We start from the raw sequence: 26,412 nt of genomic DNA on the forward strand, positions 1-26,412 counted from the left end.
TCCTACCTGACACGCTACCTAGCAAGTGCTTGGTAGGTTATCTTACATATGTGGACCAGAGCGAGAGCCCGGACGGGCAGATGACGGACGACGAGTTTGCGGCCACGGTCGCGCAGTGGTTGGCCGAGAACTTGACGGGCAAATTCGCCCAGCTCAAGGGTAAGGGCGGCCCCGGCAGTGAGCACGAGTTCTTCGAGCAACGACTCGAGTGGGACAAGCACCTCGCAGCGTCGGGGTGGACGTGCCTCGGGTGGCCGAAGGAGTTCGGCGGGCGGGGAGCAAGCATCTCCCAGCAGGTCATCTTCCATCAGGAGTACGCGAAGGCAGGTGCGCCCGCTCGCGTCAGCCACATCGGTGAAGAGCTGCTCGGCCCGACGCTGATCGCGTACGGCACCGACGAGCAGAAGCGCCGATTCCTTCCTGGCATCAACACGGTCAGTGAACTGTGGTCGCAGGGCTACTCCGAGCCCGGCGCCGGTTCCGACCTCGCGAACGTCTCCACGACCGCACGCCTCGAAGACGGCAAGTGGATCATCAACGGCCAGAAGGTGTGGACCTCACTGGCTCACGTCGCGCAGTGGTGCTTCGTGGTCTGCCGCACCGAGGTGGGCTCCAAGCGTCACCAGGGGTTGAGCTTCCTGCTTGTCCCGTTGGATCAGCCCGGTGTGACAGTTCGGCCCATTCAGCAGCTCACCGGCACATCGGAGTTCAACGAGGTCTTCTTCGACGACGCCGTCACCGATGCCGATCTGGTGGTCGGGGAACCCGGCGAGGGCTGGAAGATCGCGATGGGGCTGCTCACCTTCGAGCGCGGTGTATCGACGCTCGGACAGCAGATCGGATTTGCTCGCGAGCTCCAGGGCGTCGTCGACCTGGCGAAAGCCAATGGCAGTGACCAGGATCCGCACATTCGCGAAAAGATCGCCCGCGCGTGGGTCGGACTGCGCGTGATGCGCGCCCACGCGATGCGCACTCTCGACGCGGTCGACGCCGGAACCGGTGGCGGAGAAGCGTCCGTCGCAAAACTGTTGTGGGCCAACTGGCATCGTGATCTGGGACAGCTGGCGATGGACGTGCAGGGTGCGTCGTCGTTGGTTGCACCGTGGGCGGATTCCGAAGGCAATACCTCGGACATCACCGATCCCGAGCACCTCGAGCTCGACGAATGGCAACGCCTCTTCCTCTTCACCCGCGCCGACACGATTTACGGCGGCTCCAACGAAATTCAGCGCAACATCATTTCCGAGCGCGTGCTCGGTCTTCCCCGAGAGGCCCGTTAATGTCTGACACCAAAGCCGCGTCCCCGCTTTCCGTTGCGCCGGAGGAAACCCCGGGCCACGGACTGCTCGCGGGCAAGAAGGCGATCATCACCGCCGCAGCCGGAACCGGCATCGGTTTCTCCACTGCGCGCAGGGTGCTTCTCGAGGGCGGCGACGTTCTCGTCTCCGACTTCCACGAGCGTCGACTCGGCGAGACGGTGGAGAAGCTGAAGGCCGAGTTTCCCGGCCAGCAGGTCGAGTCCATCATCTGTGACGTCTCCAGCACCGAGCAGGTCGACGCGTTGTTCGTCGGCGCCGCCGAGAAGTTGGGACGTATCGACATCGTCGTCAACAACGCGGGCCTTGGCGGTGAAACTCCCGTCGTCGACATGACGGACGATCAGTGGGATCGCGTTCTCGACATCACACTCAACAGCACCTTCCGTTCGACGCGCGCCGCCCTGCGGTACTTCAAGAGCGTTCCCCACGGCGGTGTTCTGGTGAACAACGCGTCCGTTCTCGGTTGGCGCGCGCAGCATTCCCAGGCGCACTACGCCGCAGCCAAGGCCGGCGTCATGGCGCTGACTCGGTGCAGCGCCATCGAAGCAGCGGAGTACGGAGTCCGTATCAACGCGGTCTCGCCTTCCATTGCGCGTCACGCGTTCCTGGCGAAGGTCACCAGTGAGGAACTGCTCGACCAGTTGGCTTCCGGTGAGGCCTACGGCCGCGCCGCGGAGGTCTGGGAGATCGCAACGGTCATCGCGATGCTCGCCAGCGATTACTCCACTTACATGACCGGCGAGATCGTCTCCGTTTCTTCGCAGAGGGCCTAGCGTCCCCGTGCGCGGTTAAGGAGTCCCTGGACTCGCTGACCGCGCACAGGGGAAGGCCCTGGATAGGATTGAATACATGACGCCACCTCGAAATTCCGACGAATCAAACGGCAAGTCCGGGCGCCGCGACGAGCTGCTCGAGATCGCGGCGGGGCTCTTCGCCGATCGCGGAGTGCGCGCGACGACCGTCCGCGACATCGCCGACGCCGCCGGGATCCTGTCCGGCAGCCTGTATCACCATTTCGATTCCAAGGAGTCGATGGTCGACGAGATCCTGCACCAGTTCCTCGACGAACTCTTCGGAAAATACCGCGAGATCGTCGCGGCGGGGTTGGACAGTCGCGCGACGCTCGAAGCACTGGTCGTGACGTCGTACGAGGCCATCGACGCCTCACATTCGGCTGTGGCGATCTACCAGGACGAGGTCAAGCACCTCGTCGGGAACGAGCGCTTCGCTTACCTGGCCGAGCGCAACACCGAATTCCGGGACCTGTGGGTCGGCGTCCTCGAAGCCGGCGTCGCGGACGGGACCTTCCGCTCCGACATCGACGTCGAATTGGTCTTCCGCTTCATGCGCGACACCGTGTGGGTCGCGGTTCGCTGGTACCGCCCGGGTGGATCCCTCTCGGCGCACGCCGTCGCGGCTCAATATCTCGCGATCGTGCTCGACGGGCTCTCCGATCCGGCCACAACTTCAGACGCTATTGCTGAATCAACTTCAAGAACTATTGCTGCACAACGAAACTAGGAGCTAACGCTATGTCCGAGGTTTACATCGTCGACGCCATTCGCACACCGATCGGCAAGAGGGGCGGCGCGCTGTCCGGCGTGCACCCCATCGATCTCGGTGCGCACGTCGTCAAGGCACTGGTCGAGCGCACCGGTATCGACCCCAGTGACGTCGACGACGTGATCTTCGGTTGCGTCGACGCCATCGGCGGCCAGGCCGGCAACATCGCCCGTATGTCCTGGCTCGCAGCGGGATTCCCGGAGCACGTTCCCGGGGTGACCGTTGACCGTCAGTGCGGTTCGAGCCAGCAGGCAGTGCACTTCGGCGCTCAGGCCATCCTGTCGGGCACTGCGGATCTGATCGTTGCCGGCGGCGTTCAGAACATGAGCCAGATTCCGATCTCGGCAGCGATGATCGTCGGTCAGCAGTACGGATTCGACACGCCGACTTCGGGTTCGGTCGGTTGGACCGAGCGCTACGGTGACCAGGAAGTCTCGCAGTTCAAGGGCGCCGAAATGATCGCCGAGAAGTGGGACATCAGCCGCGAAGAGCTCGAGAAGTGGGCCCTGCAGAGCCATGAGCGCGCCAAGGCTGCAATCGCCGCGGGTCGCTTCGACAACGAGATCGTTGCCATGGGCGACGCGACCGTCGACGAAGGACCCCGCGAGACCAGCCTCGAGAAGATGGCGACGCTCAAGGTTCTCGTCGAAGACGGACGCATGACCGCGGCAGTGGCCAGCCAGATCTCCGACGGTGCGAGTGCGCTGCTGCTGGCGTCGGCGGAAGCGGTGGAGAAGTACAACCTCAAGCCCCGCGCCCGGATTCATCACCTCAGCGCACGCGGCGACGACCCGATCTTCATGCTCAGTGCGCCGATCCCGGCCACGAAGCATGCTCTCGCGAAGGCCGGCCTGAGCATCGACGACATCGACATCGTCGAGATCAACGAAGCTTTCGCCCCGGTCGTCCTGGCCTGGATCAAGGAAATCGGCGCAGATCCGGCCAAGGTCAACGTCAACGGCGGCGCGATCGCACTCGGTCACCCGCTCGGCGCGACCGGCACCAAGCTGATGGCAACCCTGCTCAACGAACTCGAGCGCACCGGCGGCCGTTATGGCCTGCTGACCATCTGTGAAGGTGGCGGCACCGCGAACGCGACGATTATCGAGCGTCTCTGACGCCTTGCTGTGCGCCTTTATTAACCGCCGGCGGTTAATAAAGGCGCACAGCAGTTAGTTGTTCGGCGCATCCGCGACCTTGATGTCGAAGTTCGCACTTTCACCGTCAACGCTGGTCACGGTCGCTGTGACGTCGTATTCGGTGCCCTGCTCGGTCAGGATTCACGTGATCGATGCGCCGACTTCGGCGTCGAGGTTCTCCGGACACGTCACGTCGTCGGGTGGCTCGCCGATCTTCTCGGCTAGTTGAGTGGAGATCTGACTTGCGACTTCGGACTTGTCCACTTGCGGCGTCCCGACGCTTGCCGAGCAAGCTCCCGTGGCCAATGCCGCCGAGAGTAAGACGATTCCCACTGCAGGCCTCTTTGTCATGTGAACTCCCAGGGTGCGCCGGTGCTCGCTGCTGCCACCTCAGGGATTACCGCATTCGGGACTGTTTCAACCGAGTTGCGCGACGCAGTTTTGCGAGGTCAGCGTCGGCGGACCGTCAAGTTGAAGCCTTCGGGCATCAGGGTGAGCCGTTCGGCTACCTTCAACTCGTAGTCCGGATCGGCCTCGATCGTGTATTTCTGCAAGATGGTGCCCAACACGAGGACCGCTTCGTGAATAGCGAATTGTCTTCCGATGCAGGCGCGTTCACCTGTTCCGAACGGCTTGTACACGTGCGCCGGCCTGGCTTTGATGTTGGCGGGCAGGAAGCGATCCGGATCGAACGCCTCGGGATCGTTGCCCCACACCGGATCACGATGAAGTGAGGGGATGAGCACGAGCATCCAATCGCCCTTCTTCATCGGATACTTGCCGACGAGCGTCGTGTCTTCGAGCGCCGCGCGCCCGTAGGCGGGAGCGGTCGGCCACAGACGCAATGATTCGTCGAGGACGCGTCGTACGTATCGAAGTTTCGCGATCTTCTCGAAGGCGGGCTCCTCGCCCTCCCATACCTTGTCGACCTCGGCTTGCGCCTTGGCCAGCACGTCAGGGTTTCGTGACAGGTAGTACAGCGCGAACGACAATGCGCCGGAGGTCGTTTCGTGTCCGGCGACGAGGAAGGTCACGACCTGATGACGGATGTTCAGTTCGTCGATACGGTTGGGATCGTTTTCGCGTGCCGCCCGCAGCATCAGTTCGAGAAGATCTTCGGGCCCCGGTTCGGTACTTGTCCGCCGGGCACGGATCACTTCGTCCACAACCTCGGCCATGTACGCCTTGCGGACCTCGTCACGTTGATCGGCGCGACGTGCGAGCACTCGCCCGAGGGCGGTCGACTTCAGGAACGTCGTGCGCTGCGAATGGGAGAGTGCGCCGACCATTGCCTTGACGAACGGATGCTGTTCTTCACGTTCGAAGGAGTCGAACGAGTAGCTGAATCCAGTGCGTCCGATGGTCTCCAGCGTCAGCTTGGTCATGTCTGCGGAGACGTCGATGGGGGAGTCACTTTCACGACTGTCCCAATGGTCGACCAACTCGCCGGCCACGTCGAGCATGGTGCGGTGGTACGAGCGCATCGCAGTCTGGCTGAACGCCGGGGCCAGGAGATTGTGCGCCTTGCCCCAGTTGGGTTCGTGGTTGTACGCCGTGAACAGGCCGTCGCCGCCGATTCCGCGGAGTGCTTTGACTCCAGGTGCAAGGTGCTTCGCGAACCGGGACTCGTCGGACAGTTCTGCCACCATGTCCGCGCCCGAGGCGAAGACGAAGCGATTTCCCAGGACATTTCTCTCGAAGATCGGGCCGAGTTCGCGGCCGATGCTCACGGAGTTCTGCAGCGGTGTCCGGATATTGATCCCGAGAACGTCCCCGAGGACCGGCAGGCGCCACGCCGGATGCGGGATCCGAGCATCGGTCGTCGCCTCTGGAGTGGTGTCGACGCTCATTGTGTGTCCCCGGGGTGAGATCGCTTACTGAATTGATGTCTAGTACGCAAAGTACGCCTTACTGAATCGGTGTCAAGTAGTAATCTGACTTGCCTATGGTCGCACCACGAAAACGCCTGGACCGAGAGCAGCGGCGCACGCAGTTGCTCGACATCGGCGCGCAACTTTTTGCCGATCGCTCGTACGAGGATGTGTGGATCGAAGAGGTCGCCGAGATTGCGGGCGTCTCGCGCGGGTTGATGTACCACTATTTTCCGACCAAGCGAGACTTCTTCGCCGCAATCGTCGAGCGCGAATCGCAGCACCTGCTCGAGGTGACCGCACCCGATGCGACGCTACCGGTGCGTGAACAGGTGGCAGCCGGGTTGGACGCCTACTTCGCGTACGTGAAGTCGCACAGCAGGGGAGTGCGCGCCATCAACGTCGGGACGCTCTCGGCCGAGGCCGGTATCCGGGCGATTGTCGAGCGCGAACTCGAACAGCAGCAGATTCGAATCCTCGATGCACTGGGATTCGAGGGCGAAAGAAGACAGCTCGCTGCCGTTGCAGTTCGGGGATGGATCGCGTTCGTCCGAGCTGTCTGCCTCGACTGGCTCGATCAACCTTCCATACCGCAGGAAGAGTTGAGAGTGATCTGTCTGCGGACCCTCTCCGGAGCGTTGGGCATCGACCTCGAAACGTGAAAAGCCGACCGCGCGGGAGCGGCCGGCATTTCCACGGACAAGGCTGATCAGTCGAGCGTCGAATAGAGATCGTCCCAGCCCTTGGCCACGTACATGTTGGTGTAGATGGACCCGTAGTACGTACTTCCTTGCAGAACGGCGACGTTCCCGGCCTGCACAGCCGGAAGTCGTTGCCACAACTTGTTGTCCGAGAGTTGATCGAAGGTGGTGTCACTGCTGTCGGTGACAGAAACCATGAACGCGTCGCAGTCTTGCAGACGATCCATCTCTTCGATGCTCAGTCGTCCCTGATTGTCGAAACCGGTTGTGTTCAATGTTCTTCCGCCGATATCGGCGAGCGTCATGTCGGTGGGTTGACGATTCTTCTTTCCCGTTTCCTCCGACACGGGCAGGCTGTCGATGTAGATCGTGGCCTTGTCCGGACTGTAGGACAAGCTTGCGACGGTTTTGCCCGCGATCGCCGAAGCGTGTCGAGTGCGAATGTCGGTGATCAGAGCGTCGTAATCGGTGATCAGGCGATCCATGGTGGGTGTTCGGCCCAGCCAATCGGAGAGCCGGGTCAGGTTCTCCCGCCACGTCTGCTTCGATTCGGTCGTCAGGACAGGAGCGATGGCTTGGAGCTTTGCAGCGGGCCAGTACTCGTTGTCGGCGTTGACGCAGATGATGAGATCGGGTGCGAGTCCGAGGATCTGCTCCAGATTGGGCTTGTCGCTGAGGTATTCGGCCGAGCCGTCGGCGGGAACCCACTTGGTGACGGGCGAGATGTTGTATCCGAACACCGGTAGTTCCAGGGCAATGGCGAGCTCGAGGTCGGTTCGGGCGTCGACGGCCAAGACCCGCTTCGGGTTGGTAGGTATGTCGTAGGTCCCCAACGGCGTGGTGACGGTGCGCATTTGAGCGTCATCATCGGTACCTGAACCGTCGCTGGAACTGCAGGACGACAGAATAGTTGCGACTGCTGCCATCCCGGCTCCGATGCCGAATTGGCGACGGGTAAGTGCGTCGACTAGCTCTTGCCAGACGCGTTCGTCCGGCACGGTAGGTGTGTTGGTCAGCATTTTTTCGATACCCTTCGGTCTGAGTCCGTATCGATCGTAGGGTTGGCGATACCAGATCACCTATATCGAAAACCGCCTGATATTAGTCGATTTCGGCCATGGTCCGTGACTTGCGGGTGATGGCGGCGCCGAAGGCTGCAGCGAGCGGGAACATCAGAACGCCGTACACCGCGGCCGGCACTGCCAATTGCACGTTGTCGAGGAGACTGACGGCGATGGTGATCGCCAACGTGCTGTTGTGGATGCCGATTTCCATGGAACTGGCGATGGCCTGACGATCCTCGATGCCGAATATCCGGGGAACGACGTAACCGATCGAGAGGCTCAGTAGGCAGAACAAGGCAGCGACGACGCCGATGTCGACGAGATAGTCCGCGATGTTCTCGCGCTCGGAAACAACCGTTCCGACGATCACCAGTGCCAGAACCACCGCGGATCCGATGCGGACGGGCTTGTCCATGCGCTCGGCAAAGGCGCTCGAGCGCAATCGAACCCACATTCCGAGGGCGACAGGAATCAGTACGACGGCAAAGACCTGAAGTACCTTCGTGAACTGCAGTCCGAGGGTGCCGTCCGCGTCCTCGGGTTCGAAGTACCCCAACGCGAAGTTGGTGATGAGCGGAAGGGTGACCACCGCTATCACCGAATTGACCGCAGTGAGTGTCACATTGAGAGCGACATCGCCGCGGAACAGATGACTGAACAGATTTGCCGTGGTGCCGCCCGGTGATGCGGCGAGGAGCATCATGCCGACGGCGAGCAGCGGGTCGAGGTCGAACAACGTGACCAGACCGAAGGCCGCGGCCGGGAGCAACAACAACTGACAGATCAGGGCAATCGAGACGGCTTTCGGCGCTTTTGCCACGCGGGCAAAATCTCCGACCGTCAAGGAAAGCCCGAGGCCGAACATGATGATGGCGAGTGCGGCGGGTAGGCCGACGGAGGTGAGTGCAGAGTCCATGAGTTAGTGGCTACTTCCAGTCACTGGGGGAATTTCACTGAAACTACCGTGATGCCCGGATCTGCGTGGTAGTTTGGATACATTGATGTATCGAACCGTGACGGCGTCGGTGAGCAGGGTTATCGTCGAATTATGTGCCGAAACATCACTGAACTTCGTGGACTCGAGCCCGCTGCTACGCCGGAGGAGATCGAGGCGGCCTCTCGCCAATACGTACGTAAGGTGAGCGGAATAGCCAAGGTGTCCGACGCGAACCGAGACGCCTTCGAACAGGCGGTGCGTGAGGTGACCGAAACGACGACGCGCCTGCTCAGTGCGTTGCCGCCTCGCAGACAGCCACCTCAGACCGTCCCTCCGTTGCGTCGCCCGGAAGTACAGGCCCGGATCGCTGCTCGTTCGTCCTGACCCGAGTGGATCTCACAGATATCGACGTATGGGACGTCGAAGCCTTGGATCAACTGTCTGCTGGGTTGGAAGGCGTTCTGGTCGCTCACCGCGTTCGCGACATCCGTCGACGGCTGGATACGCTGCGCAAAGAGGCCGTCGCCGACGACTTGCATATTCGTCAGGATGGGACCGTCTCTGCTGTTGCGCCCATCGCCGACGGTCACCCGCTCCACGTGCACGCCCAGTTGCTCGAGGTCGCAGTTCGAGAACTGATCGGTGAGGCACTGCTGGTCAGCGCGGATCTTCATCATGCGTTGTCTCTGCGGTCTCAGGTCGGCACCGACCTCCGTGACAAAGCTGTGCGTGTGGGGGAGGAGTGGCGAGCGTTCAGCCCTGATCGGCAGCGTCAGATGTTGCGTCATGCACCAGGCCTGATCGCCAACCTCGACGGCATTCCTGCTGCGATTCGCAGCCCGGCCAACCTCGATCGAATTCAATCGGAACGAGCACGGCTGCAAGATGATTCAGTCCGAATCTCGCAAGAACTTCACCGCGAGTTCTTCGGCGGCAGACTGAGTAACACCGGGGCGGGCCAGTGGTACGCCGAACGCAAACTCGAGGATCTGGACGCGCTCGACGAGTTGTTTCGCGCCGAACCTGATCGACGGTTACTGCTCATGGACATGCGCTCGGGCGAACGCGGCTTCGCTGCAATTGCGATCGGTGATCCGGACACAGCGGATCACATCTCCGTGACGATTCCCGGACTGAACACCAACGTCAAGGACTCGATGCGCGGAATGGTCGGCGAGGCAACGCGATTACGAGCCGAGGCGATGCGGCAACTCGAACTGGCCGGCCGAAAGGAAAGCGTGGCCACCATCGCCTGGATCGGATACGACGCGCCACAGGTGATCGGGCCGGGAAAGTTCGACATCGGTCGGGCCAGCTTCGACGTCAGTCGATCGTCCAAGGCCGGCATAGCCGCCGACGCATTGGGTAGCTTCTTTCACGGTCTTCGTGCCGCGTCGGTCAACGACGGAGTCCATATCACCGCGTTGGGCCACTCCTACGGATCCCTCGCGACTTCTCTTGCGCTGCAACGCGGGGCAAGCGCAGCGGTCGACGACGTGGTGTTCTACGGTTCACCCGGGGTGCGAGCCAAGGTGGAGTCGGACCTCGGTATCGCCGACCGCCACGTCTACGTCATGAAAGCGGAAGGCGACAGTATCGCGGGGTTCGGCCGTTTCGGTGGCGATCCGACGCGCACCGAGTTCCATCGGTTGTCCACGGCCGAGGGGATCACCCCGGATGGAGTGAAACACGAGCGGGCGTTCGGGCATGCGGAGTACGCGAGGACAGGGGACAACGGAGAACTGCGGATGTCGGGATACAACCTCGCGGTTGTGGTTGCCGGACTGCCGGAGTTGGCCGTTATGGCCTGACCTGCTGGCTTACAGTGGCACTCATGCGTCTGAGGCATTCGGCCAGGGGGTTGGTCGTTGACGACCAGTCCCGTCTTCTGCTTTACCGATTCATCGCGCCCGGGGGCGGGCTGACGGTCTGGTGTCCTCCGGGCGGAGGCTTGGAAGGAGACGAAACCCCGTCCGAGGCGCTCGCGCGCGAATTGGACGAGGAGATCGGCTTGCGCGACTACGGCGCAGCCACCCATGTGTGGCATGAGGAGATCCGTGACCCGGCGATATTGCCGGGTTGGGGTGGTGCGATCAACGACTACTTCCTCGTGCCGGTGGCGACCGCATTCGAGCCCTGTGGGTCGTTGGGGCGCGAAGCGCTGGCCGCCGAGCTGGTCGAGCACTTCGAGTGGTGGAGTGTTGACCGCCTCTTGTCACACAGTGGTCGAGAAGTGTTCGGGCCACGCGATTTACCCGACCGGTTTGCACGCCTGGTCAAGGATGGGCCATCGAGTGCGCCGGATCGATTTGTTCGGTCGCAGTGAGGGATGCGAGGTAGCGATTGAAAACGAACATTTCGGCATCGAAACACGGCTACGCTGGGGTTATGGAGCACTACGTGCGTAAGGACCCCATCCCGTACGCTTCTACGGCTGCGCCGGTCAGTTCTCACAACCGGTTGGCGAGGACGGCCCAAAAATTGTGGATGGCTCTCCGAGGGATGATGGGGGATCGGAAGGCGAGTCGATATACCTCGCTCGCTCCGCGGCATCCCGACGGATCACGCACCGCTGTAACATCTTTCAACAGTAGTGGTGGTGGGAAATAGGTATCGGTATACAACACTGCCCGGTGTTCGTCGAATTCTCGACGAACACCGGGCAGTGACGCACTACTCGAACTGGGGTCAGCGGAGGTACTGTCCGCACACCGGCCACGCGCCGGCGCCCTGACCAGCAAGGACGTTTTCAGCAACGCGGACCTGTTCTGCCTGGCTGGCGTTGGCGGCGCTGCCCGCTCCGCCGTAGGCCTCCCACGTGCTCTGGCTGAACTGGAGTCCGCCGTAGTAGCCGTTTCCGGTGTTCGCGGCCCAGTTGCCCGAAGATTCGCATTCTGCGACACCCGACCAGTCGTGGGTGGCTGCGGATGCGGTGCCTGCGCTCAATCCGAGGGCTCCGGCTGCGAGGGCTCCGGCTGCAGCGACAGAGGCAAGTGCACGGGTAACGGTGGTCTTGGTCATTTTTGGTAAATCCTCTCGAGTCCCGCCGACGGAGGACGGTGACCGTCTCAGCTCCGCTCCCACCACTAGGAATGTTGTCGAGTCCGAACCGCGGGGTGGGACGGGCGGTGGCGATTCGGTAATGCCCGGTTGATCGGGCTGTCACCAACCATAAGAGATGATTACGGATTGGTCACGGGTCGGCGTGTCGACACATGTTTGTGCAACAGAAATGCATCAAAGAGTGTTTTCCCAGGTCGCATGGCGATATGCCACCTCTCCCGGCGTTACATAAACGAGATGAAATGTGATGCAAGTCACCTGAAACGTGCCTCGGCGGCGTCGATATGCGGCGAATGTGACACTCGATCAGCCCGGTTTGTCGGCTTTTCGACCCGGTTTTCAGTCGTGCTGGAACCCATGTCCAGCCGTGATCTGTTGTCGACCGACCGGCCCGATTTACCTGTAGGGCAGCAGAATTGACAACGAATAACGCGCCGCTGGCTCAGACGAGATTCTTGCTCGCCTTGATCCGGCGGCGAATGTCGCGCGTCTGAATGGTGTTGCCGGCCTGACGAACGGAGCGTGGGATGAACCTGTTGACGAACGACACGAAAATGAAGAGGTGTTCGAACCGGCGGCGGTCGTCTTCGGTCCACTCGAGATCGAGTTGGTCGCGGTAGATCGGTGGAAGGAATCCGACCGTCAGGAACCGCAACAAGTTTCGGAACACCAGGCGTATCGGCCACGCGATCATCTGTAGGTTGACCAAGTCGATCAGGTACTGCTTGGTGCGTTCGTCGATGACGACGCGTTCGCAACCGAGGTTCCAGTAGCGCTCGAAGTCGGCACGTGTGGCCGGCCACATCTCTTCGGTGACCTGCAGCGTCGTTCCCAAAGTTGACGCGGACTTGTAGAACGACTCCGCCTGTTCTTCGGACATCTTGCCGTGCAGCAACTGATGACTGTCTTCGAAACCGATGAACAGGCATGCAGCAACCCATAATTGGAGTTCGCGATTGAAGGCGTTGTACTTGACCGGGCTGTTTGAATCCGACTTCACATGTCGGTGCACCGAGTTCACGGCCTCGCGGTAAGCCTTTCGCTCTTCCTCGTCACCCAGGATCGCGACCGTCAGGTACTGCGTCGTGGTTCGTGCACGCTTCCACGGATGCGCTGTCAGAGCACCCGATTCGACCTTGCTCTCCATGACGCCGTACGCCACCTCGGGCCAACCGAGTTGCAGGATGACGTTGGCAGCGGCTCCGGCGAACGACCAGAAATCGAGTGCGTCGGTGATGTGTGCGGGCTTACGTGCCCACCGTCTACGCTCGGCCGTGATGGTGATGCGTGTCTGATCGGTGCGAAGCGACGACTCGGACTTTTCCGAATCCAGGTAGTGAGTGGGCATGGATCTTCCTCCGCGTGTGGTGAGTTACTTGGTCTCGACGTTGCTCACGAGCCACCGGTCGCCCGAGCGGACCAGGGACACGACCATGCGGTACTTCTGTGTGTTTCCCTCTGGCGCTGCGACATTCTTGGCTTGTTGGTCGACGAACACGAGCACCTTGGCCGACGAATCGTCCAGTGATCCGATGCCGACGTCTGTCGCCGTCGCGCTCGCCTGGCCTTGGCCCCCGGCAACGACTTCCCTCAGGGAATCCACCATCGTTCGGTAGGTGCCGGCAAACTCGTCGGTCGACATCGAGGCGATGGTGTCCTTGTTGACATCGAGGTTCTGATAATCGAAGGAGGACATGATGGTTGAGTAATCCCGTGCGGTGTCCAAAGCCTCCTGCCGCAGCGTGTCTTCCTGATTCGCCGAGTACATCTGGAATCCGAGCACCGCCAATGCTGCGACCAGCGCTACCGCCATTAGTGAGATCAGTGCGTTGCGTGGCTCCTTCAGGCGGTGAAGTAGCGACGGAGAAGTCGGATGTTCGGCCACCTCGGCTTCTGTCTCGTCGAGTAGTGCGTTGTCACCGTGTGCCATTTCCCAGTCCTTCCAACATCAATCTCCAGTAGTTCAGGGCGTCGACTCCGGTCGGGACGAGAATCGGATCTGCGACGACGGGCGGTCCGATCGGAGTGCCCGGGACGGTCGAGTTCTGCAAACCGAGGTCGTTCGGACGCGGAGCATTCTGTGCTCCGCGTTGGACGAGGTCGTCGGCGGGGGGACAGTACATCGCCAGACTCGGACTGGTGGGAGACAGATCGCCGACCTCACGCCGAGGGGTGTCGTAGTTGCAGACCGGCCCCTGGGTCGCAACCAAGGCAAAGTCGGCGCGATCGCCTTTGACGATGGATGCCAGTTTGGCGAGACCTTCAGGAATCGTGACAAGTCCGGTTTCCAGGGCCTCTGTGCGGTCGGAGATGATCGGTGCGACAGTGACGAGATTGGCCAGGACCGCTCCGAAAGTGTTGTGGTACTTGTCGAACAACTGTTGAGCGCTGTTCAGGGCGGCGGGCGAATGATCGGTGAGGTAGATCAGCACCGGCGCATTGGATTCGAGTTGTTCGGTGAAGTTCTTGGCAGCTGCCATTCCCCGGACGAACGAATCCGATTGTGTCGCCATGGAGTCCACCAACGTGGAGGTTCGCGACAGCAGCGCAGCGAGTTCGGCCGACTGGTCGTTCAACTGCGCCGACATGGTCCCACCGTTGTCGATCATCGTCGCCAAGCTCGGGCCGAGCCCGTTGAACGAATTCCCCAGCTCGGTCCCGATGTCGCTGATCGCTTGTGGATCAATCCCTTCCAAGACACCGGACGCCTGAAGCATCAACTGGCTCATCTGGACCGGTTGCTGATCCGCGGGCATGGCGATCTCGTCGCCGTCCCTAAGATACGGGCCGTGGTCTGTGTTGGGGTAGATGTCGACATTCTGAATTCCGGCTGCGGTCCCCATCGTCACCTTGGCGACGCTGTCGGTAGGTATCTCGGTGTTGTCGTTGAGTGAGAGTTCCACCCGAGCCGTGCGGGTGCCTGCGTCGAGCTCGACTTCACTCACTTTCCCCACCTGTACGCCGCGATACGTGACGACCGTGCCCTTGGTCAGTCCGAAGGCGTCGGACATGTTGGCGTGCAGCAGGATTTGACCCCCGAAACCCTGAGGGCCGACCACGTAGACGATCCCGAAAGGGATGACCACAGCAGCGATCAGAGCGAACAGGACAAGTTGAACAAGCGCAAGGCGACTCAACGCAGACCTCCCTGAAGTAGATCGGTGAGAGTTCCCGCTGGTGCGATCGATTGACCGGCCATACCGCCGCTCCAGAGCTTGTCGATCGTTCCCGGAATATCCAGGGCGCCGTCGAAAACGAGGTAGTCGCCCTGCACTGCACCGGTGAAGTTTTCGAGCAACCCGTTCATGTTCGTCAGCGTCTGGCCGATCTCCGAGTTGAACGAATCCAGAGTCCCGACAACGGTCGACGCATCGTGCAGCATCGCGTCGAGGCCGTTGGGAGACGAGTCGAGAATGGTGTTTGCGTTGGTGGCGAGCTGAACGGTCGAGTTCAACAGGCTCGCAATCTGATCCTTCTGTCCCACGAGAATCGACACCACCTGTGGAACGGAATCGAGGTAGTTGTCGACAACTACGCGTTGGCCGGCCAGTTGGGAGGAGACCCGGGCAGCGAGGTCGACGGCCTCGTCGAACTCGCTGCGGTGACTGCTTGCCTCTGCCATGAGCGAGGTGAGGGTCTCGGTCAGAGAACGAACTTCACCGGAGCGCCCGGAAAACGCGGTGTTCAGCTCGCGCACCACGGTATCGAGTTGGTCGATGCCGCTTCCGGTCAGAACCGTGCCGAGGGTGGCAAGCGCACTTTCGACCTGCGGACCGATCTCGGTGCGAGACTCCGGAATTGTGTCTCCGTCGCTGAGCGTGGAGCCGGACGGAACTTCCGGCACCAAGAGTCTGATGAACGGATTGCCAAGTGCGGACGGGAGTTCGACGGAAGCTTCGACGTTGTCGGGCAATGGCGTCGCGGCGTCCAGACTCAGAGTCACATCGGCTCCGACGACATCGGCTGACAGCGCGGATACTCGACCGATGACTTTCTGGCCGCTGCGGACGTCTGCTCCCAACACCAGGCCGTCGGCGCCGGCCAGCTGCAGCGCCACGTTGTACGCGTCACCGTCGGCCGAACGACCCAGGGGTAGGTCTTGAATGCCTGCGCTACAGCCGCCGAAGGCGAGCACGGCCGCAGAACCCACACCGATGATCACGATACCGGCGATTATTCGAACCGATTGCCGCGTCAATTGCCACCTCCGGGGACGGCTCCGCCGGAAATCGCGGAGGCGATGCCGAGCGGATCAGAAGTGCTGAGGGGGAAGGAAATCGGATTCGTGAACCCGGCTCCGGTGCAGATCGGCAACTTGTAGGTGTCGCACAGCGGTTTCGCCACCGCGAACTGAGTCAATGCAGTCGAGACGTTGAGCCGAATGCGCCCGCGCTGATCAGGACCGATTGTCTGGGAGAGGTTCTGCATCATCAACGGCACCAGGTCCATGAACTCGGCGAGGCCGGGTTCTTTGGCAGCCAGAGTGTCACCGAGAACTCGCACGTTGTCGGCTATGGCACCGACATCATCGCCGTGAGTTGTCATGAAACTGTTCAACTGGTCGAAGACCACCTGCAGATCCTGCAGAGGCTGTGAGATGTCCATGTTCTGGCTCGCCCATTGATCACCCAGGACGCCGAGGTCGCCGACAAGTTCGTCGAGGCTGACCTGCCGTGCGTCCAGAGCATTCATCAAAGTGTTGAGATTGTCGACAAGGGCACCGATGTCTTCCGACCGAGCGCCGACAACTCCGGTTGCTGTGCTGAGGTTGCGAATTGCGGTGTTGAATTGATCGCCCTGGCCCTGCCACCCGGCGGCGCCGCGGCTCACGAGATCGCCGAGATTGCCCCCATCCCCGGCAAATGCGTCGGCCAAAGTGCTGACGCTTCCCATCAAGCCGTCGAAATCTATGGGGGAGTGGGCACGTTCGATCGGAATCTGGTCGCCGTCTTTCAGTGTCTCTCCGCCGGTGTACGCCGGGCCGAGTTCGATGTGTCGATCGCTGATCACCGATGGATTGAGGACATAGGCCGAGGCGTCGGCGGGCAGGTCCACGGAGTCGGGCATCGACATCGCTACTCGAACAGAAGTTCCGCGAGGTTCCACCGACGTGACCGTCCCGACGCCGACTCCGAGGACGGTGACCTTGCTTCCCTCGTAGATTCCGCCGACGTAGCTGAAATCGGCGTAGACGGTCTTGGACTGATCTGTTCGTCCGAATATGTACCAACCGGGCAGGGCGATCGCCAAGGTCACTACCAGCATGGCCGTGACGGCTTTTCGTGTATTCACTTGCAGCCCTCCATGATGCCGAGCGCGCAGAGCAGATTGTCCGGGATCACGGCCGCCGGCGCGTTGACGTCGGTCCAATTGCCGGTGCCGGTTGAATCGGTGACCGAACGCAGCGCGGAAGGAAGACGAGTCAACAGCAGGTCGATCTGATCTGCGTTGTTCTTCAGCGTGGTGGTGACCGCGACGAGGTTGTCGGTCATGGCTCCGAACTCGTCCTGACGATCGACGAAAGTGGTGGAGAGCTTCGAGATGATGATTGTCAGGTTGTCGACCAGCTGAGTCAGTGCGTCCTTGCGCATCGCAAGAGTTCGAACGATCGTCTGAGCATTGGCCGCAGTACCGACGATCGAATCGGTTTGTGCCGCAGCCATGTCCGACAGCTCACGAGACATGATGAGAATCTGGTCGATCTGTTCACTGTTCTGCGCGAAAGCCGCCGAGGCGCCGCTGATTCCGGCCAGAGCCCGGCCCACCTGATCGGAATCAGTGGGAATCACCTGCGAAAGGGTGTTCATCATGGACTCCATCGCCTGTAGGTCGACGCCTGTTGCCGCAGTGGTGGCATCACTGCTGACGTCGTCGAGGCTGTACGGCACGGTTGTGCGGGAGAGCGGGATGACCCGCGCCTCGGAGTCGTCGACCACTCCGGCCGGCACGATCTCCAGGTAGCGCTTGCCGAGGACCGTCTTGAGCCTGACCGTCGCCGTGCTCTGGTTTCCCAAAGGCTGGTCCTTGTCCAAGCGGAAGTTGACGACGACGTGGTCGCCGGCAAGGTCGATCGAATCCACTCGGCCCGCGGGAACCCCGGCCACGTAAACCGGATCGGTGTCGGAAAGCCCGCTGGCATTGGCTAACTCCGCTGTGTATGCCGACGTGCGTACGTTGTACCAGAGCTTCGGAATGCCCAAGGCGGCGCCGAGTCCCACCACCAGAACGAAGATTCCGAGACTGCCCAGGGCGAGAGCGGTGCCGCTACCGCTGCGACGGCGATCCCCTTTGAACAGGAAGAGCATGATGCCGACGAACACGTCGATCAGCTTGACCAGGAACATCATGAGCACACCGGCGAGTGTGTCGGACCGAAGATGTTGGCTTCCATGTCGCCTGCCTTCAGAGTGAAATTGCACAGATACAGGCTGATGAAACTTCCGTAACTTCCGATCCGGTTGGCGGCGTCGGCGAACTGGGGAAGGTTGACGAGAAGTCTGTTGAACTCGTCGGTGCTCGCAATCCAACTCCCGGTGACACTTTCGAGTTGTTGCACGGTCTGACCGAATGCGCCGTTCGACCCGGCCATGATCTGAGCCAACGACGAGACAGTGCGGTTTCCCTGATCCAAGAGCGAGACCAGTTGATCGTTCTGCCCGACGACGGAAGTACTCAGATCGTTCAAACCGTCCAACAGACCGACCAATTCGGGTTGACGCTCGTCGACGGAGGTGAGAAGAGTGTTCATGTTCGTGAGTAGTTGCGCGAAGACGTCCTGACGGTCGACCAGGCCGGAACTCATGGTCGCGATCTGGTCGAGCAGGGTGGTCATTGCCTGGCCCTGGCCGTTGAAGGTTTCGACAAAACTTCGCGTGAGCGTGTTGACCTGCTCGGGCTGCAGCGCGGCGAACAACGGTTTGAACCCGTTCATCAGGGCCGTCAAGTTGATCGGCGGTGTTGTCTGCGCCAGCGGTATCGTGTCACCTGGTTCGAGCTGTCGTGCGGATACCGTTGTTGCGCTGTCGTCCTGCGTCAGTGCCAGATATCGAGCACCGAGCATGTCGCCGTAGCGCACGGCGGCACGGACATCCGACTCGAGGGAATATTTCGACTCGATTTCGACGTCGACGATCGCCTTGCTCGTCCCGCCTCCGTTGTCGGCGAACGCAACCGAGTCCACGCGGCCGATACGCACACCCGACATGGTGACCGGGTTGCCCGGGTTGAGTCCTTCGACGTCGGTGAACTCGAACGAGTACGAATCAGTGCTTCCGCGAACCGGGACCGACAACGTGTTCGCCACGAACGACGCGCAGGCGACGCCGGTGAGACAGAAGAGTGACAACCGAATTACCTGGCCAGGACGGACCTTCACGGGACGGTCACCTCGTTACCTCTGACCATCGGCCCCAACATCAGTGTTGTTGCCGGGTTGGGGGTATCCGAGGGTTCCGGCGATCCGCCCAGTAGTTGATCTTCGAGGTACCGCAGGGTGGCCGCTTCGGCTACGCCGCCCACGACCGGGGCACTGACGGGTTGTTCAGGCGTCAGGTTGGAGCCCGAACACTGTGCTCCGCGCGAGTCACCGTACTGCGGGCAATCATCACCCGTGTATGGGAGCGGTTCGGCGAACGTGGCAACTGCTGTGATGTCGAACTTTCCGGTGGCGAAGACCCGAGCGCCCGCGGCGCCGAACGTACTGGCATTCGCGAGGGTGGAACGCAGTCCTCCGGGATTGGCCGCGGTGGTTGCGAGTATCTTTCCGGCGGAATCGATCACAGTGATGATGTTTCGGTTGTTCGCCCCGACAAAATCGTCGACGGTAGCGGCGAAGACTGCGGCCGCGCCGATCGAGGACTCGAGATTCGCTCTGTTGGCGACCATGTCGTTCGAGACGGTTGTGGCGGCTGCCAAGGTATCGAGAATGTCGGGGGTCGCATGGTCCAACGCGTCGACGACAGATCGAAATTCCGGAGTGGATTCCAGGAATTGGTGGGCGGCAGGAGCCAGTGCGCCGGAAGCCGCGCTGAGATTGTCTATCGTGGCTCCGATCTCGGCTCCGTTTCCGTCCAGGGCTTGACCGAGTGCGGTCAGAGCCGTTTGAAGTTTCTCGGGTTGCATCGCGGTGAGGACTCCGACCAATTTGGTGTACACGTCGTAGAGGGCGACGGCCTCGGGTCCGTCGTCCATGTGGATCTCGTCTCCGTCCGACAGAGTCGTCTGGTCCTGCTCATTCGGACTGTCCACGAGCTGCATGTAGATGTCGCCGAAGAACGTGCGCGGAACGACGCGGGCCACCACGTCGGCGGGAATCTTCGACGCGTCATCGGTCTGAATCTGCAACTGCACAACGGATTCGGCGGTTCCTGATTCGATTTCGCCGATTCGGCCGACGTTGACGCCGTGGTACCGAACCGGAGCTTCACCGCTGATGAGACCGGCTGTGGCTGGAACAGCGACGAAGATGTCGGTGCTCTGCTCGAGATTTCCCGAACCGCGTAGAACCATTGTCACGGCGGCGGCGACGGCTACGACTATGGCGATCGCGCCGCGAAGGGCGTACACGATCTTCGTGCGTGTAGTGAGTCTGTCCACGGCTCAGACCCCCATTCCCGGGATCTGGGGCACGAGGCCCCAGAGCGCGAAAGTCATCAGTACGTCGAGGATTCCGATCGCGAGGATCGCAGTCCGGAGCGCGCGCCCGGCCGCTTGCCCGACGCCGGCCGGACCACCGGAGGCATAGTAGCCGTACGCGCAGTGAACCAGCGCGACAACAGCGGCGAACACCACGGCCTTGAGACCCGAGTACAGGAGATCCTGCGGAGAGATCGCCAGATGGAAGAAGTAGTCGTAAGTACCTGCCGATGCGCCGTTGAAGAACACGACGACCAGTCGGGTCGAGAGGTAACTGGCCAGGAGTCCGATCATGTAGATCGGGATGACACAGATCATGGCAGCGATCACCCGGGTACCCGCGAGGAAGGGGATCGATCGGATCGCCATCGAGTCCAGCGCGTCGATTTCGTCGGAGATACGCATGGCCCCGATCTGGGCGGTGAAACCCGTTCCGACCTTGGCGGCCAACGCGATCGCGACGACAACAGGGGCCAGTTCACGGGTGTTGGCAACCGCGGACAGCATGCCGGAGAGCGAGGTCATCCCGACAAGCTCGAGGCCCCGGTGGGTCTCGACGCCCAACATCATCGCCGCGGCCAGCGACATCGCGAAGACGATCCCGATGGTGCCGCCGCCGGACAACAAGGAGTTCGTGCCGAAGCTGACCTCGCTGATCTGACCGAGTACATGCTTGCGGTACTTGGTGAGCGCAAAGGGGATCGATGCGATAGTGCGGACGTAAAAAGTGACGTGTTGACCGAGGGAGACGAGGCCGTCGCCCGCGGTTCGCAGGGGTCTGCTCGCTTGACGTGCTCGAACACGGAGATCGACGAGCGACATCAGAATTCACCGACTGCCGGGACGATTACGGTGTAGAGCGCGGACAACACTGTGTTCACGATGAAGACGAGCGCGAACGCGATGACGACGGCTTCGTTGACTGCGTCGGCAACGCCGCGTGGGCCACCTTTTGCATGTAGACCTTTGAAGGTGGCGACCAAAGTCGAAGCGATGCCGAAGACCGCAGCCTTCACCAAAGCCATGACGAAGTCGGAGGATCGCCCGTACTGACTGAACGTTGCCATGAACGTTCCGGCCGGAAGATGCTGGACGTAGATGTGGTACAGGTAGCACGCGATCACACCGCCGAAGGTGACCATCGAACACAGTGCAAGGGAGACGATCACTGCCGCAACCAATCTCGGTGCGACGAGGCGCTCGATCACGTCGATGCCCATCACTTCCATCGCGTCGATCTCTTCCCGGATCTTTCGTGAACCCAAATCCGTGCAGATCGCCGATCCTGCGACACCGGCCATCATCAACGCGCACACCAGCGCCGCGGCCTGACCGACGATGATGAAAGCTACGACAGCTCCGGAATATCCACCGGCTCCGATCCGGCCGGCCAGTTCACCGACCGAGACGGCGATGAATACACCGATCGGAATCATGAGAAGCAGCGACGGGCCGGTGCTGACGCGACCGATGAACAGGGTCTGAGTAACCGTCTCGTGCAATGAGAGTCGTCTGCGCAGGATTGCCGTGAACAGGCCGAAGAGTGCCTGAACCGAGAATCCGATCAGATAGCCCCCTGTAACGCTACGTCTCGCACCGGGCCCTTCGCGGCTGGCAGATCGTACGTCATCTAATTGAATTCCTTTGCAGATCAACAGTGTTCGGCACGGAGTTCGAACTGTTCGAGCGCTGGCGGTCGAGCGAACTGCCTGTGAAGCATCTCACACATATATGTGTCCAAGCAAGCATTATGTGAACCGAAATTCTCGTCGAACTGTCAGCCCTGTTGACCGAGTTTCCTTCATTGACGTGGAGATATCGGAACTGTTCATATCGACATCCTGTTTATGTTTACGAATATTCCGAATCTGTCAGTCGGATTGCTTCGTGGATGCGGGCTGGATGCTTCGAGCGGTGACCCTACCCACTGCTAGTGGCCACAGGCAACGTTTTGTTAACGAAGATTCTCGGTGGAAGCAACGGGGGAGGTGGCGAATGGCGAGTGGTGTGTTCTGATCAAAGGCCGTGTTACCTGCATGTATGAAACTCTAGACGCGCGATGTGCTGAAATCGGTGTACGAGTTTTCAGAATCATGCTTATGCTGATTCTCGTCTGATGAGCAGGCGGATCGAAGTGCTTTGTGCGTGAGGGCTGGAGAGTGGGGTACACGGTGAGCCTGAACGATCAGTTCGTCGACGCGCAGACGTCGAATGGGATTGTTCGGCAGCCGAGGTCCGACTCCGTCAAGAGGCGACCGAAGGACCGCAAGGCGCAGATCGCGGCTGCAGCGGCAATCGCGTTCAGTGAGCGCGGATATCCTGCTGTCAGTGTCGACGACATCGCGTCGGCGGTCGGTATTTCGGGTTCGGCGCTCTATCGGCACTTTCCGAACAAGTACGCGATGTTCCGCCACGCGGCACTGGAGTTGACCGGAGCGCTCGCCAGTGCCCTCGATGCCGTTTCGGTTGCGCCTGCGGCAACCGATGCGCAGCGGTTGCGCGAAGATCTGATTGCAGTGATACGAACGACGATCCGCAATCGGCGCACGGCCGGAATCTATCGTTGGGAGAGCCGGTTTCTCGACACCGATGATCGGAAATCCGTTCGAGCGCAAGCCAGTACGGTCAATCGCCGAGTAGCCCGGTATCTTTCGCGCTCCGAACCCGCGATGACGGCGAGGGACGAGACCCTTGTCGTGGCAGCGATGTTCAGCGTCATCGGCAGTATCACCGTCCATAACCTGTTGCTGCCCCAGCGAGCGATGGAGAAGGTTCTGCTCGACGCGTGTCTGGCGATAGATCAAGGTGAGGGTGCAATCACCGCTAGCCGCTTGGAGCAGTCCTCGTTACCTCGAACCGTGACCACGAACAAACGTGAACGTCTCTTGCAGGAAGCCGTGCGCCTCTTCGACTCTCGCGGGTATCACGACGTCAGCATCGAAGAGATCGCCGCGGCCGCCGGCTTGAACGCGTCCGGTATGTACCGCTACTTTCCCAGCAAGGCAGAGCTTCTCGGCGCCGTGTTCTATCGAGCTGCAGATCGCTTGGACTTGGCGACGGCAGCGGTCTTCGACTCCGCGACTTCGCACGAACAAGTGCTCCGGTCACTGTCGGCGATGTACGTGGAGTTGTCGTTTGCACAGCACGAATTGATGTCGGTCTACTTCTCCGAGATGAACAACCTTCTGCCGAGTCATCGAAGCGATCTGAAGAATCGCCAGAAGCTTTACGTGGTCGAATGGGCGCGAGTGCTCGGAGAGATTCGTCCTGAGCTGTCGGCAGTAGAGGCGAAGTTCGTAGTTCACGCTGCGCTCAACCTGGTCCCGGATGTCGGCCGCATGATGAAGTTCGACGCTGCCGCAGAGAACGCGGCCATGTTGCAGGTGTTCATGTCGGCAGTACTGTTCGGCCGTCGGGCTTCGGCCGCCTGAAGCGTGTCGGTGAGTGTGCGTAGTCTGGCCCACTATGAGCGAAGTCGTGTCACTGGCAGCTGCCCGTCGCATAGCGCTTGCCGCTCAGGGATTCGGCAAATCGCATCCCACGACGGTGACGCGTCGCAATCTGGTCGGCGTGATGGACCGGCTGCAGGTGCTGCAGATCGACTCGGTCAATGTCTTCGAACGCAGTCACTACCTACCCGTTTATGCGCGATTGGGCGCATACGACAAATCCAGACTCGATCAGCTTGCCTTCACCCCCGGTTCGGGATACCTCGAATACTGGGGTCACGAAGCAACGTTCTTGCCGGTGGACATGTGGCCGTTGTTCCGCTGGCGGATGGACCAGTTTCGCGCCAAAGCGTTGAGTGACAAGGACGGGTGGGCTTCCGATCGGCGCGTCTTCCTCGATTGGTTGCGGCAGGAGTTGCGCGACAACGGTCCGATGGCGGCGAGCGAGATCGAACACGAGGCGAACACGCGGCGCGGTCCGTGGTGGGGGTGGTCCGACGTGAAGGTCGGGCTCGAGACGCTGTTCCGTTGGGGCGAGGTGGTCTCGGCGGGGCGCGCCGGTTTCGAGCGTCGTTACGGCCTGGCCGAGCAGATGCTTGCACCCGAGATACTCGACGCACACGTCGAGCGGTCGGAGGCGATACGCGAACTGGTGCTGCGGGGTGTGAAGGCACACGGTCTCGGCACCCTCGACGACATCGCCGACTACTTTCGTCTGCCCAGCGCAGAAGCACGAACGGCCTTGCAGGAACTCGAAGACGCCGGCAGCGTGCGCCGGGTGTCCGTCGACGGCTGGGAGCGTCGAGGCAAGGCAAGGGAGGTGTGGATCGATCCGCGAGCGAAGCGTCCCAGGTCCATCCGTGCGGATGCGCTGTTGTCACCCTTCGACCCGGTAGTGTGGGCACGCGATCGAGCGTTGCGGCTCTTCGACTTTCACTACCGGATCGAGATCTACACTCCGGCGCACAAGCGAGTTCACGGATACTACGTGCTCCCGGTGTTGATCGACGACAAGATCTGCGCCCGAGTTGATCTGAAGAACGACCGTCAGAACCGTCGACTGCTTGTCCGCGCGGCGTGGGCCGAACCCACCGCGGACGCCGACACTGCGCCGCGGTTGGCGGAACTCCTTCGGAGAACTGCGCGTTGGCAGGGCTGCGACACCATCGAGGTGGAGAACAAAGGCACGTTGTCTCAGCAGTTGGCCGCCGCCATGAGGTGAGCCTTCAAGGCCGCGAGGGAGATTGTCATTCGGGAACGGTTATCCGCCCGTCGATTGCGGCCCTGCTGATGGAATTTCTCAATGCGGAACAACTTCCGGATCGAATTCTCGGCGGTTCAGCATCGTCGCGGTACTCCAAACATGCCGTGCGCGAATCTGATCGCCACTGGGTCGACGTGTGATGCCAGCTGTTCTTCTCCACGAGGACGTATGTTCCGCACCGCTCGCAGTCCAGCGGTTCCATGGTCATTGCCCTACTCCTGCGGCGGCCCTGCGTGCGATGTTGTCAGCGACTTCCTGCTTCCACACTTCGATGGGTTTGCTTGTGTCCATCTCGAATTCGAAACGGTCGACCATCTCGGGCGTGACGTCGGCGACGTCCACGTAGAACTGTTCATACCACCGCCTCAGTTGGTATACCGGACCGTCCTCGGTGCAGAGCAGCGGATTGTCGATGCGGGTCTTGTTCTTCCAGATCTCGATGTCCTGCTCGAACCCGACACCGATGTATCCGATCATCGCGTCGACAAGTTGATCGGCGAACTCGGCGGGCATCTCTGCGGACTTCTGGACGGTAATGCCGTACATGAGTACGAATTTGTTCGGGCTCACCGGGTAGTGGCAGTTGATCAGCACCGAATCGGTCGTGAAGTTCTCGTAGACGTAGCGCAAGTCGTCGATCATGAACGACGGTCCGTGGTAGGCCGCTGTCGAAAGATTCGACACCAACTTCGGTACGTCGGGGTCGGTCCAGGTCACGATGTCGTCGCGGTTGATGCCGCTCTGCTCCTGGATGGCGACGTGTCCTTCGAAGACATTCTTGAAATAGGTGGGGAACGAGAAGTGCACGTAGAAGAAGTGCGCCATGTCAACGACGTTGTCGACGATTTCTCGGCAGTTCGTATCGATGACTATCGACTTCCAGACCCAATCGGTCCACTCGTGCTCCGCAGACTTGATGATCGGTATGGCGACTTCGGCAGGAGGCGGATTGCCTTCGGGGTCGTGCCAGACGAAGAGCAGCCCGTCTTGTTCGAGCGCAGTCCAAGCGCGGGTCTTGGCAAGCGGGGGGACACGTCGAGCATAGGGAATCGCGGTGCACTTACCGTTGCCTCCCCACCTCCAGTCGTGGAAGGGGCACGCGATCGAATCGCCCTTGACCGTGCCCTGACTCAGGTCGCCGCCCATGTGACGGCAGTACGCGTCGAGGATCTTCAGTTCGCCATGCGAGTCGGAGAAGACGACCAGTTTGGTACCGAAAGCTTCGACGGAATGCGGGTTCCCGTCGCTGTAGTCCTTGGCGAGGCCGAGGCAGTGCCATCCGCGGGCAAATCGAGTGGGAGGTTCTCCCTGGTCGATGATGCGAACCTCTTCCGATTCATTGACATCCGCAATTGTCATGTTCTTCCTTTCGTGAGTGCACCCGGTGGGCTGGACCGAGCGACGTTGT

The 26,412-nt window shown here is 61.0% G+C and carries 24 protein-coding genes and 2 pseudogenes; 10 read left to right on the plus strand and 16 right to left on the minus strand.

The features are described 5' to 3' along the window. Positions 1-50: 50 nt before the first annotated feature. From EHW12_RS04185 to EHW12_RS04200, 4 genes are all read left to right on the plus strand, one after another. Positions 51-1,280 (plus strand): acyl-CoA dehydrogenase family protein, encoded by a 1,230-nt coding sequence (locus EHW12_RS04185; RefSeq protein ID WP_065351938.1) that lies wholly within the window; start codon positions 51-53, stop codon positions 1,278-1,280. Next, positions 1,280-2,092, plus strand: coding sequence for an SDR family oxidoreductase (locus tag EHW12_RS04190; protein ID WP_003945582.1), 813 nt, complete (start codon positions 1,280-1,282; stop codon positions 2,090-2,092). Before EHW12_RS04185 ends, EHW12_RS04190 begins: the two co-directional genes overlap by 1 nt. Before the next feature lie 76 nt (positions 2,093-2,168). Continuing rightward, a complete protein-coding gene (locus EHW12_RS04195) occupies positions 2,169-2,840 on the plus strand; it encodes a TetR/AcrR family transcriptional regulator (protein WP_003945807.1) in 672 nt (223 codons plus the stop codon). An 11-nt stretch (positions 2,841-2,851) separates the two neighbouring features. After that, positions 2,852-4,000 (plus strand): acetyl-CoA C-acetyltransferase, encoded by a 1,149-nt coding sequence (locus EHW12_RS04200; RefSeq protein ID WP_007734192.1) that lies wholly within the window; start codon positions 2,852-2,854, stop codon positions 3,998-4,000. A 162-nt stretch (positions 4,001-4,162) separates the two neighbouring features. On the opposite strand, the gene EHW12_RS35090 is transcribed toward EHW12_RS04200, so the two are convergent. Together EHW12_RS35090 and EHW12_RS04210 are read right to left on the minus strand one after the other, a co-directional pair. Beyond that, on the minus strand, positions 4,163-4,372 hold the full coding sequence (locus tag EHW12_RS35090; protein ID WP_241199095.1) for a DUF4333 domain-containing protein: 210 nt from the start codon (positions 4,370-4,372) through the stop codon (positions 4,163-4,165). A 98-nt stretch (positions 4,373-4,470) separates the two neighbouring features. Next, a complete protein-coding gene (locus EHW12_RS04210) occupies positions 4,471-5,871 on the minus strand; it encodes a cytochrome P450 (protein WP_007734205.1) in 1,401 nt (466 codons plus the stop codon). A 95-nt stretch (positions 5,872-5,966) separates the two neighbouring features. Between EHW12_RS04210 and EHW12_RS04215 the strand changes: the two genes are divergently transcribed. After that, entirely contained in the window at positions 5,967-6,554 is a 588-nt protein-coding gene (locus tag EHW12_RS04215; protein WP_003945528.1) for a TetR/AcrR family transcriptional regulator, read from the plus strand. 47 nt (positions 6,555-6,601) lie between these two features. Here the strand turns inward: EHW12_RS04215 and EHW12_RS04220 are convergent, their stop codons facing one another. After that, positions 6,602-7,612, minus strand: coding sequence for an ABC transporter substrate-binding protein (locus EHW12_RS04220; RefSeq protein ID WP_064112460.1), 1,011 nt, complete (start codon positions 7,610-7,612; stop codon positions 6,602-6,604). A gap of 82 nt (positions 7,613-7,694) precedes the next feature. Further along, positions 7,695-8,573, minus strand: a complete 879-nt coding sequence (locus EHW12_RS04225) for a bile acid:sodium symporter family protein (protein ID WP_003945620.1) — start codon at positions 8,571-8,573, stop codon at positions 7,695-7,697. A gap of 132 nt (positions 8,574-8,705) precedes the next feature. Between EHW12_RS04225 and EHW12_RS04230 the strand changes: the two genes are divergently transcribed. The 3 genes from EHW12_RS04230 to EHW12_RS04240 are packed head-to-tail and all read left to right on the plus strand — an operon-like array spanning position 8,706 to position 10,920. Further along, a complete protein-coding gene (locus tag EHW12_RS04230; protein WP_003945457.1) occupies positions 8,706-8,978 on the plus strand; it encodes a DUF2277 domain-containing protein in 273 nt (90 codons plus the stop codon). A gap of 5 nt (positions 8,979-8,983) precedes the next feature. Further along, on the plus strand, positions 8,984-10,405 hold the full coding sequence (locus tag EHW12_RS04235; RefSeq protein ID WP_042449462.1) for an alpha/beta hydrolase: 1,422 nt from the start codon (positions 8,984-8,986) through the stop codon (positions 10,403-10,405). A 23-nt stretch (positions 10,406-10,428) separates the two neighbouring features. Next, entirely contained in the window at positions 10,429-10,920 is a 492-nt protein-coding gene (locus tag EHW12_RS04240) for an NUDIX domain-containing protein (RefSeq protein WP_073512098.1), read from the plus strand. Positions 10,921-11,288: 368 nt separating this feature from the next. On the opposite strand, the pseudogene EHW12_RS04245 reads toward EHW12_RS04240, so the two are convergent. The 11 genes and pseudogenes from EHW12_RS04245 to EHW12_RS04295 all read right to left on the minus strand — a co-directional run. Further along, positions 11,289-11,615, minus strand: a pseudogene (locus tag EHW12_RS04245) (transglycosylase family protein); the annotation flags it as partial. 484 nt (positions 11,616-12,099) lie between these two features. Next, a complete protein-coding gene (locus EHW12_RS04250) occupies positions 12,100-13,005 on the minus strand; it encodes an oxygenase MpaB family protein (protein ID WP_125050315.1) in 906 nt (301 codons plus the stop codon). Positions 13,006-13,029: 24 nt separating this feature from the next. Next, positions 13,030-13,587: a hypothetical protein gene (locus EHW12_RS04255; RefSeq protein ID WP_047269603.1), complete on the minus strand. Its 558-nt coding sequence runs from the start codon at positions 13,585-13,587 to the stop codon at positions 13,030-13,032. Continuing rightward, on the minus strand, positions 13,574-14,794 hold the full coding sequence (locus EHW12_RS04260) for an MlaD family protein (protein ID WP_058227636.1): 1,221 nt from the start codon (positions 14,792-14,794) through the stop codon (positions 13,574-13,576). Before EHW12_RS04260 ends, EHW12_RS04255 begins: the two co-directional genes overlap by 14 nt. After that, the gene (locus EHW12_RS04265) at positions 14,791-15,855 is read right to left on the minus strand and encodes an MCE family protein (protein WP_054827260.1); all 1,065 of its coding nucleotides are present in this window, start codon (positions 15,853-15,855) and stop codon (positions 14,791-14,793) included. Before EHW12_RS04265 ends, EHW12_RS04260 begins: the two co-directional genes overlap by 4 nt. Next, the gene (locus EHW12_RS04270; RefSeq protein ID WP_003945762.1) at positions 15,852-16,949 is read right to left on the minus strand and encodes an MCE family protein; all 1,098 of its coding nucleotides are present in this window, start codon (positions 16,947-16,949) and stop codon (positions 15,852-15,854) included. Before EHW12_RS04270 ends, EHW12_RS04265 begins: the two co-directional genes overlap by 4 nt. Further along, the gene (locus EHW12_RS04275) at positions 16,946-18,001 is read right to left on the minus strand and encodes an MCE family protein (RefSeq protein ID WP_007734231.1); all 1,056 of its coding nucleotides are present in this window, start codon (positions 17,999-18,001) and stop codon (positions 16,946-16,948) included. The genes EHW12_RS04270 and EHW12_RS04275 overlap by 4 nt, the downstream gene beginning before the upstream one ends. Then, positions 18,001-19,032 (minus strand): MCE family protein, encoded by a 1,032-nt coding sequence (locus tag EHW12_RS04280; protein ID WP_125050316.1) that lies wholly within the window; start codon positions 19,030-19,032, stop codon positions 18,001-18,003. The genes EHW12_RS04275 and EHW12_RS04280 overlap by 1 nt, the downstream gene beginning before the upstream one ends. Continuing rightward, positions 19,029-20,252 carry an MCE family protein gene (locus EHW12_RS04285; RefSeq protein WP_116057227.1) on the minus strand — a complete coding sequence of 408 codons (1,224 nt, stop codon included), beginning with the start codon at positions 20,250-20,252 and terminating at the stop codon, positions 19,029-19,031. The genes EHW12_RS04280 and EHW12_RS04285 overlap by 4 nt, the downstream gene beginning before the upstream one ends. 3 nt (positions 20,253-20,255) lie before the next feature. Next, a complete protein-coding gene (locus EHW12_RS04290) occupies positions 20,256-21,113 on the minus strand; it encodes an ABC transporter permease (RefSeq protein WP_003945491.1) in 858 nt (285 codons plus the stop codon). Next, positions 21,113-21,921 (minus strand): annotated as a pseudogene (locus tag EHW12_RS04295) (ABC transporter permease). The gene EHW12_RS04290 and the pseudogene EHW12_RS04295 overlap by 1 nt, the downstream one beginning before the upstream one ends. Positions 21,922-22,462: 541 nt before the next feature. Here EHW12_RS04295 and EHW12_RS04300 point away from each other — a divergent pair. After that, positions 22,463-23,722 (plus strand): TetR/AcrR family transcriptional regulator, encoded by a 1,260-nt coding sequence (locus EHW12_RS04300; protein WP_007734242.1) that lies wholly within the window; start codon positions 22,463-22,465, stop codon positions 23,720-23,722. 34 nt (positions 23,723-23,756) lie between these two features. Then, positions 23,757-24,962, plus strand: a complete 1,206-nt coding sequence (locus EHW12_RS04305; protein WP_042449474.1) for a crosslink repair DNA glycosylase YcaQ family protein — start codon at positions 23,757-23,759, stop codon at positions 24,960-24,962. Between the two features lie 246 nt (positions 24,963-25,208). On the opposite strand, the gene EHW12_RS04315 is transcribed toward EHW12_RS04305, so the two are convergent. After that, positions 25,209-26,363: a Rieske 2Fe-2S domain-containing protein gene (locus EHW12_RS04315; RefSeq protein WP_042449476.1), complete on the minus strand. Its 1,155-nt coding sequence runs from the start codon at positions 26,361-26,363 to the stop codon at positions 25,209-25,211. Positions 26,364-26,412 lie beyond the last annotated feature (49 nt).

Source organism: Rhodococcus sp. NJ-530, from assembly GCF_003860625.1.
In the GTDB taxonomy this organism is placed as follows: Bacteria; Actinomycetota; Actinomycetes; order Mycobacteriales; family Mycobacteriaceae; genus Rhodococcus_F; species Rhodococcus_F qingshengii.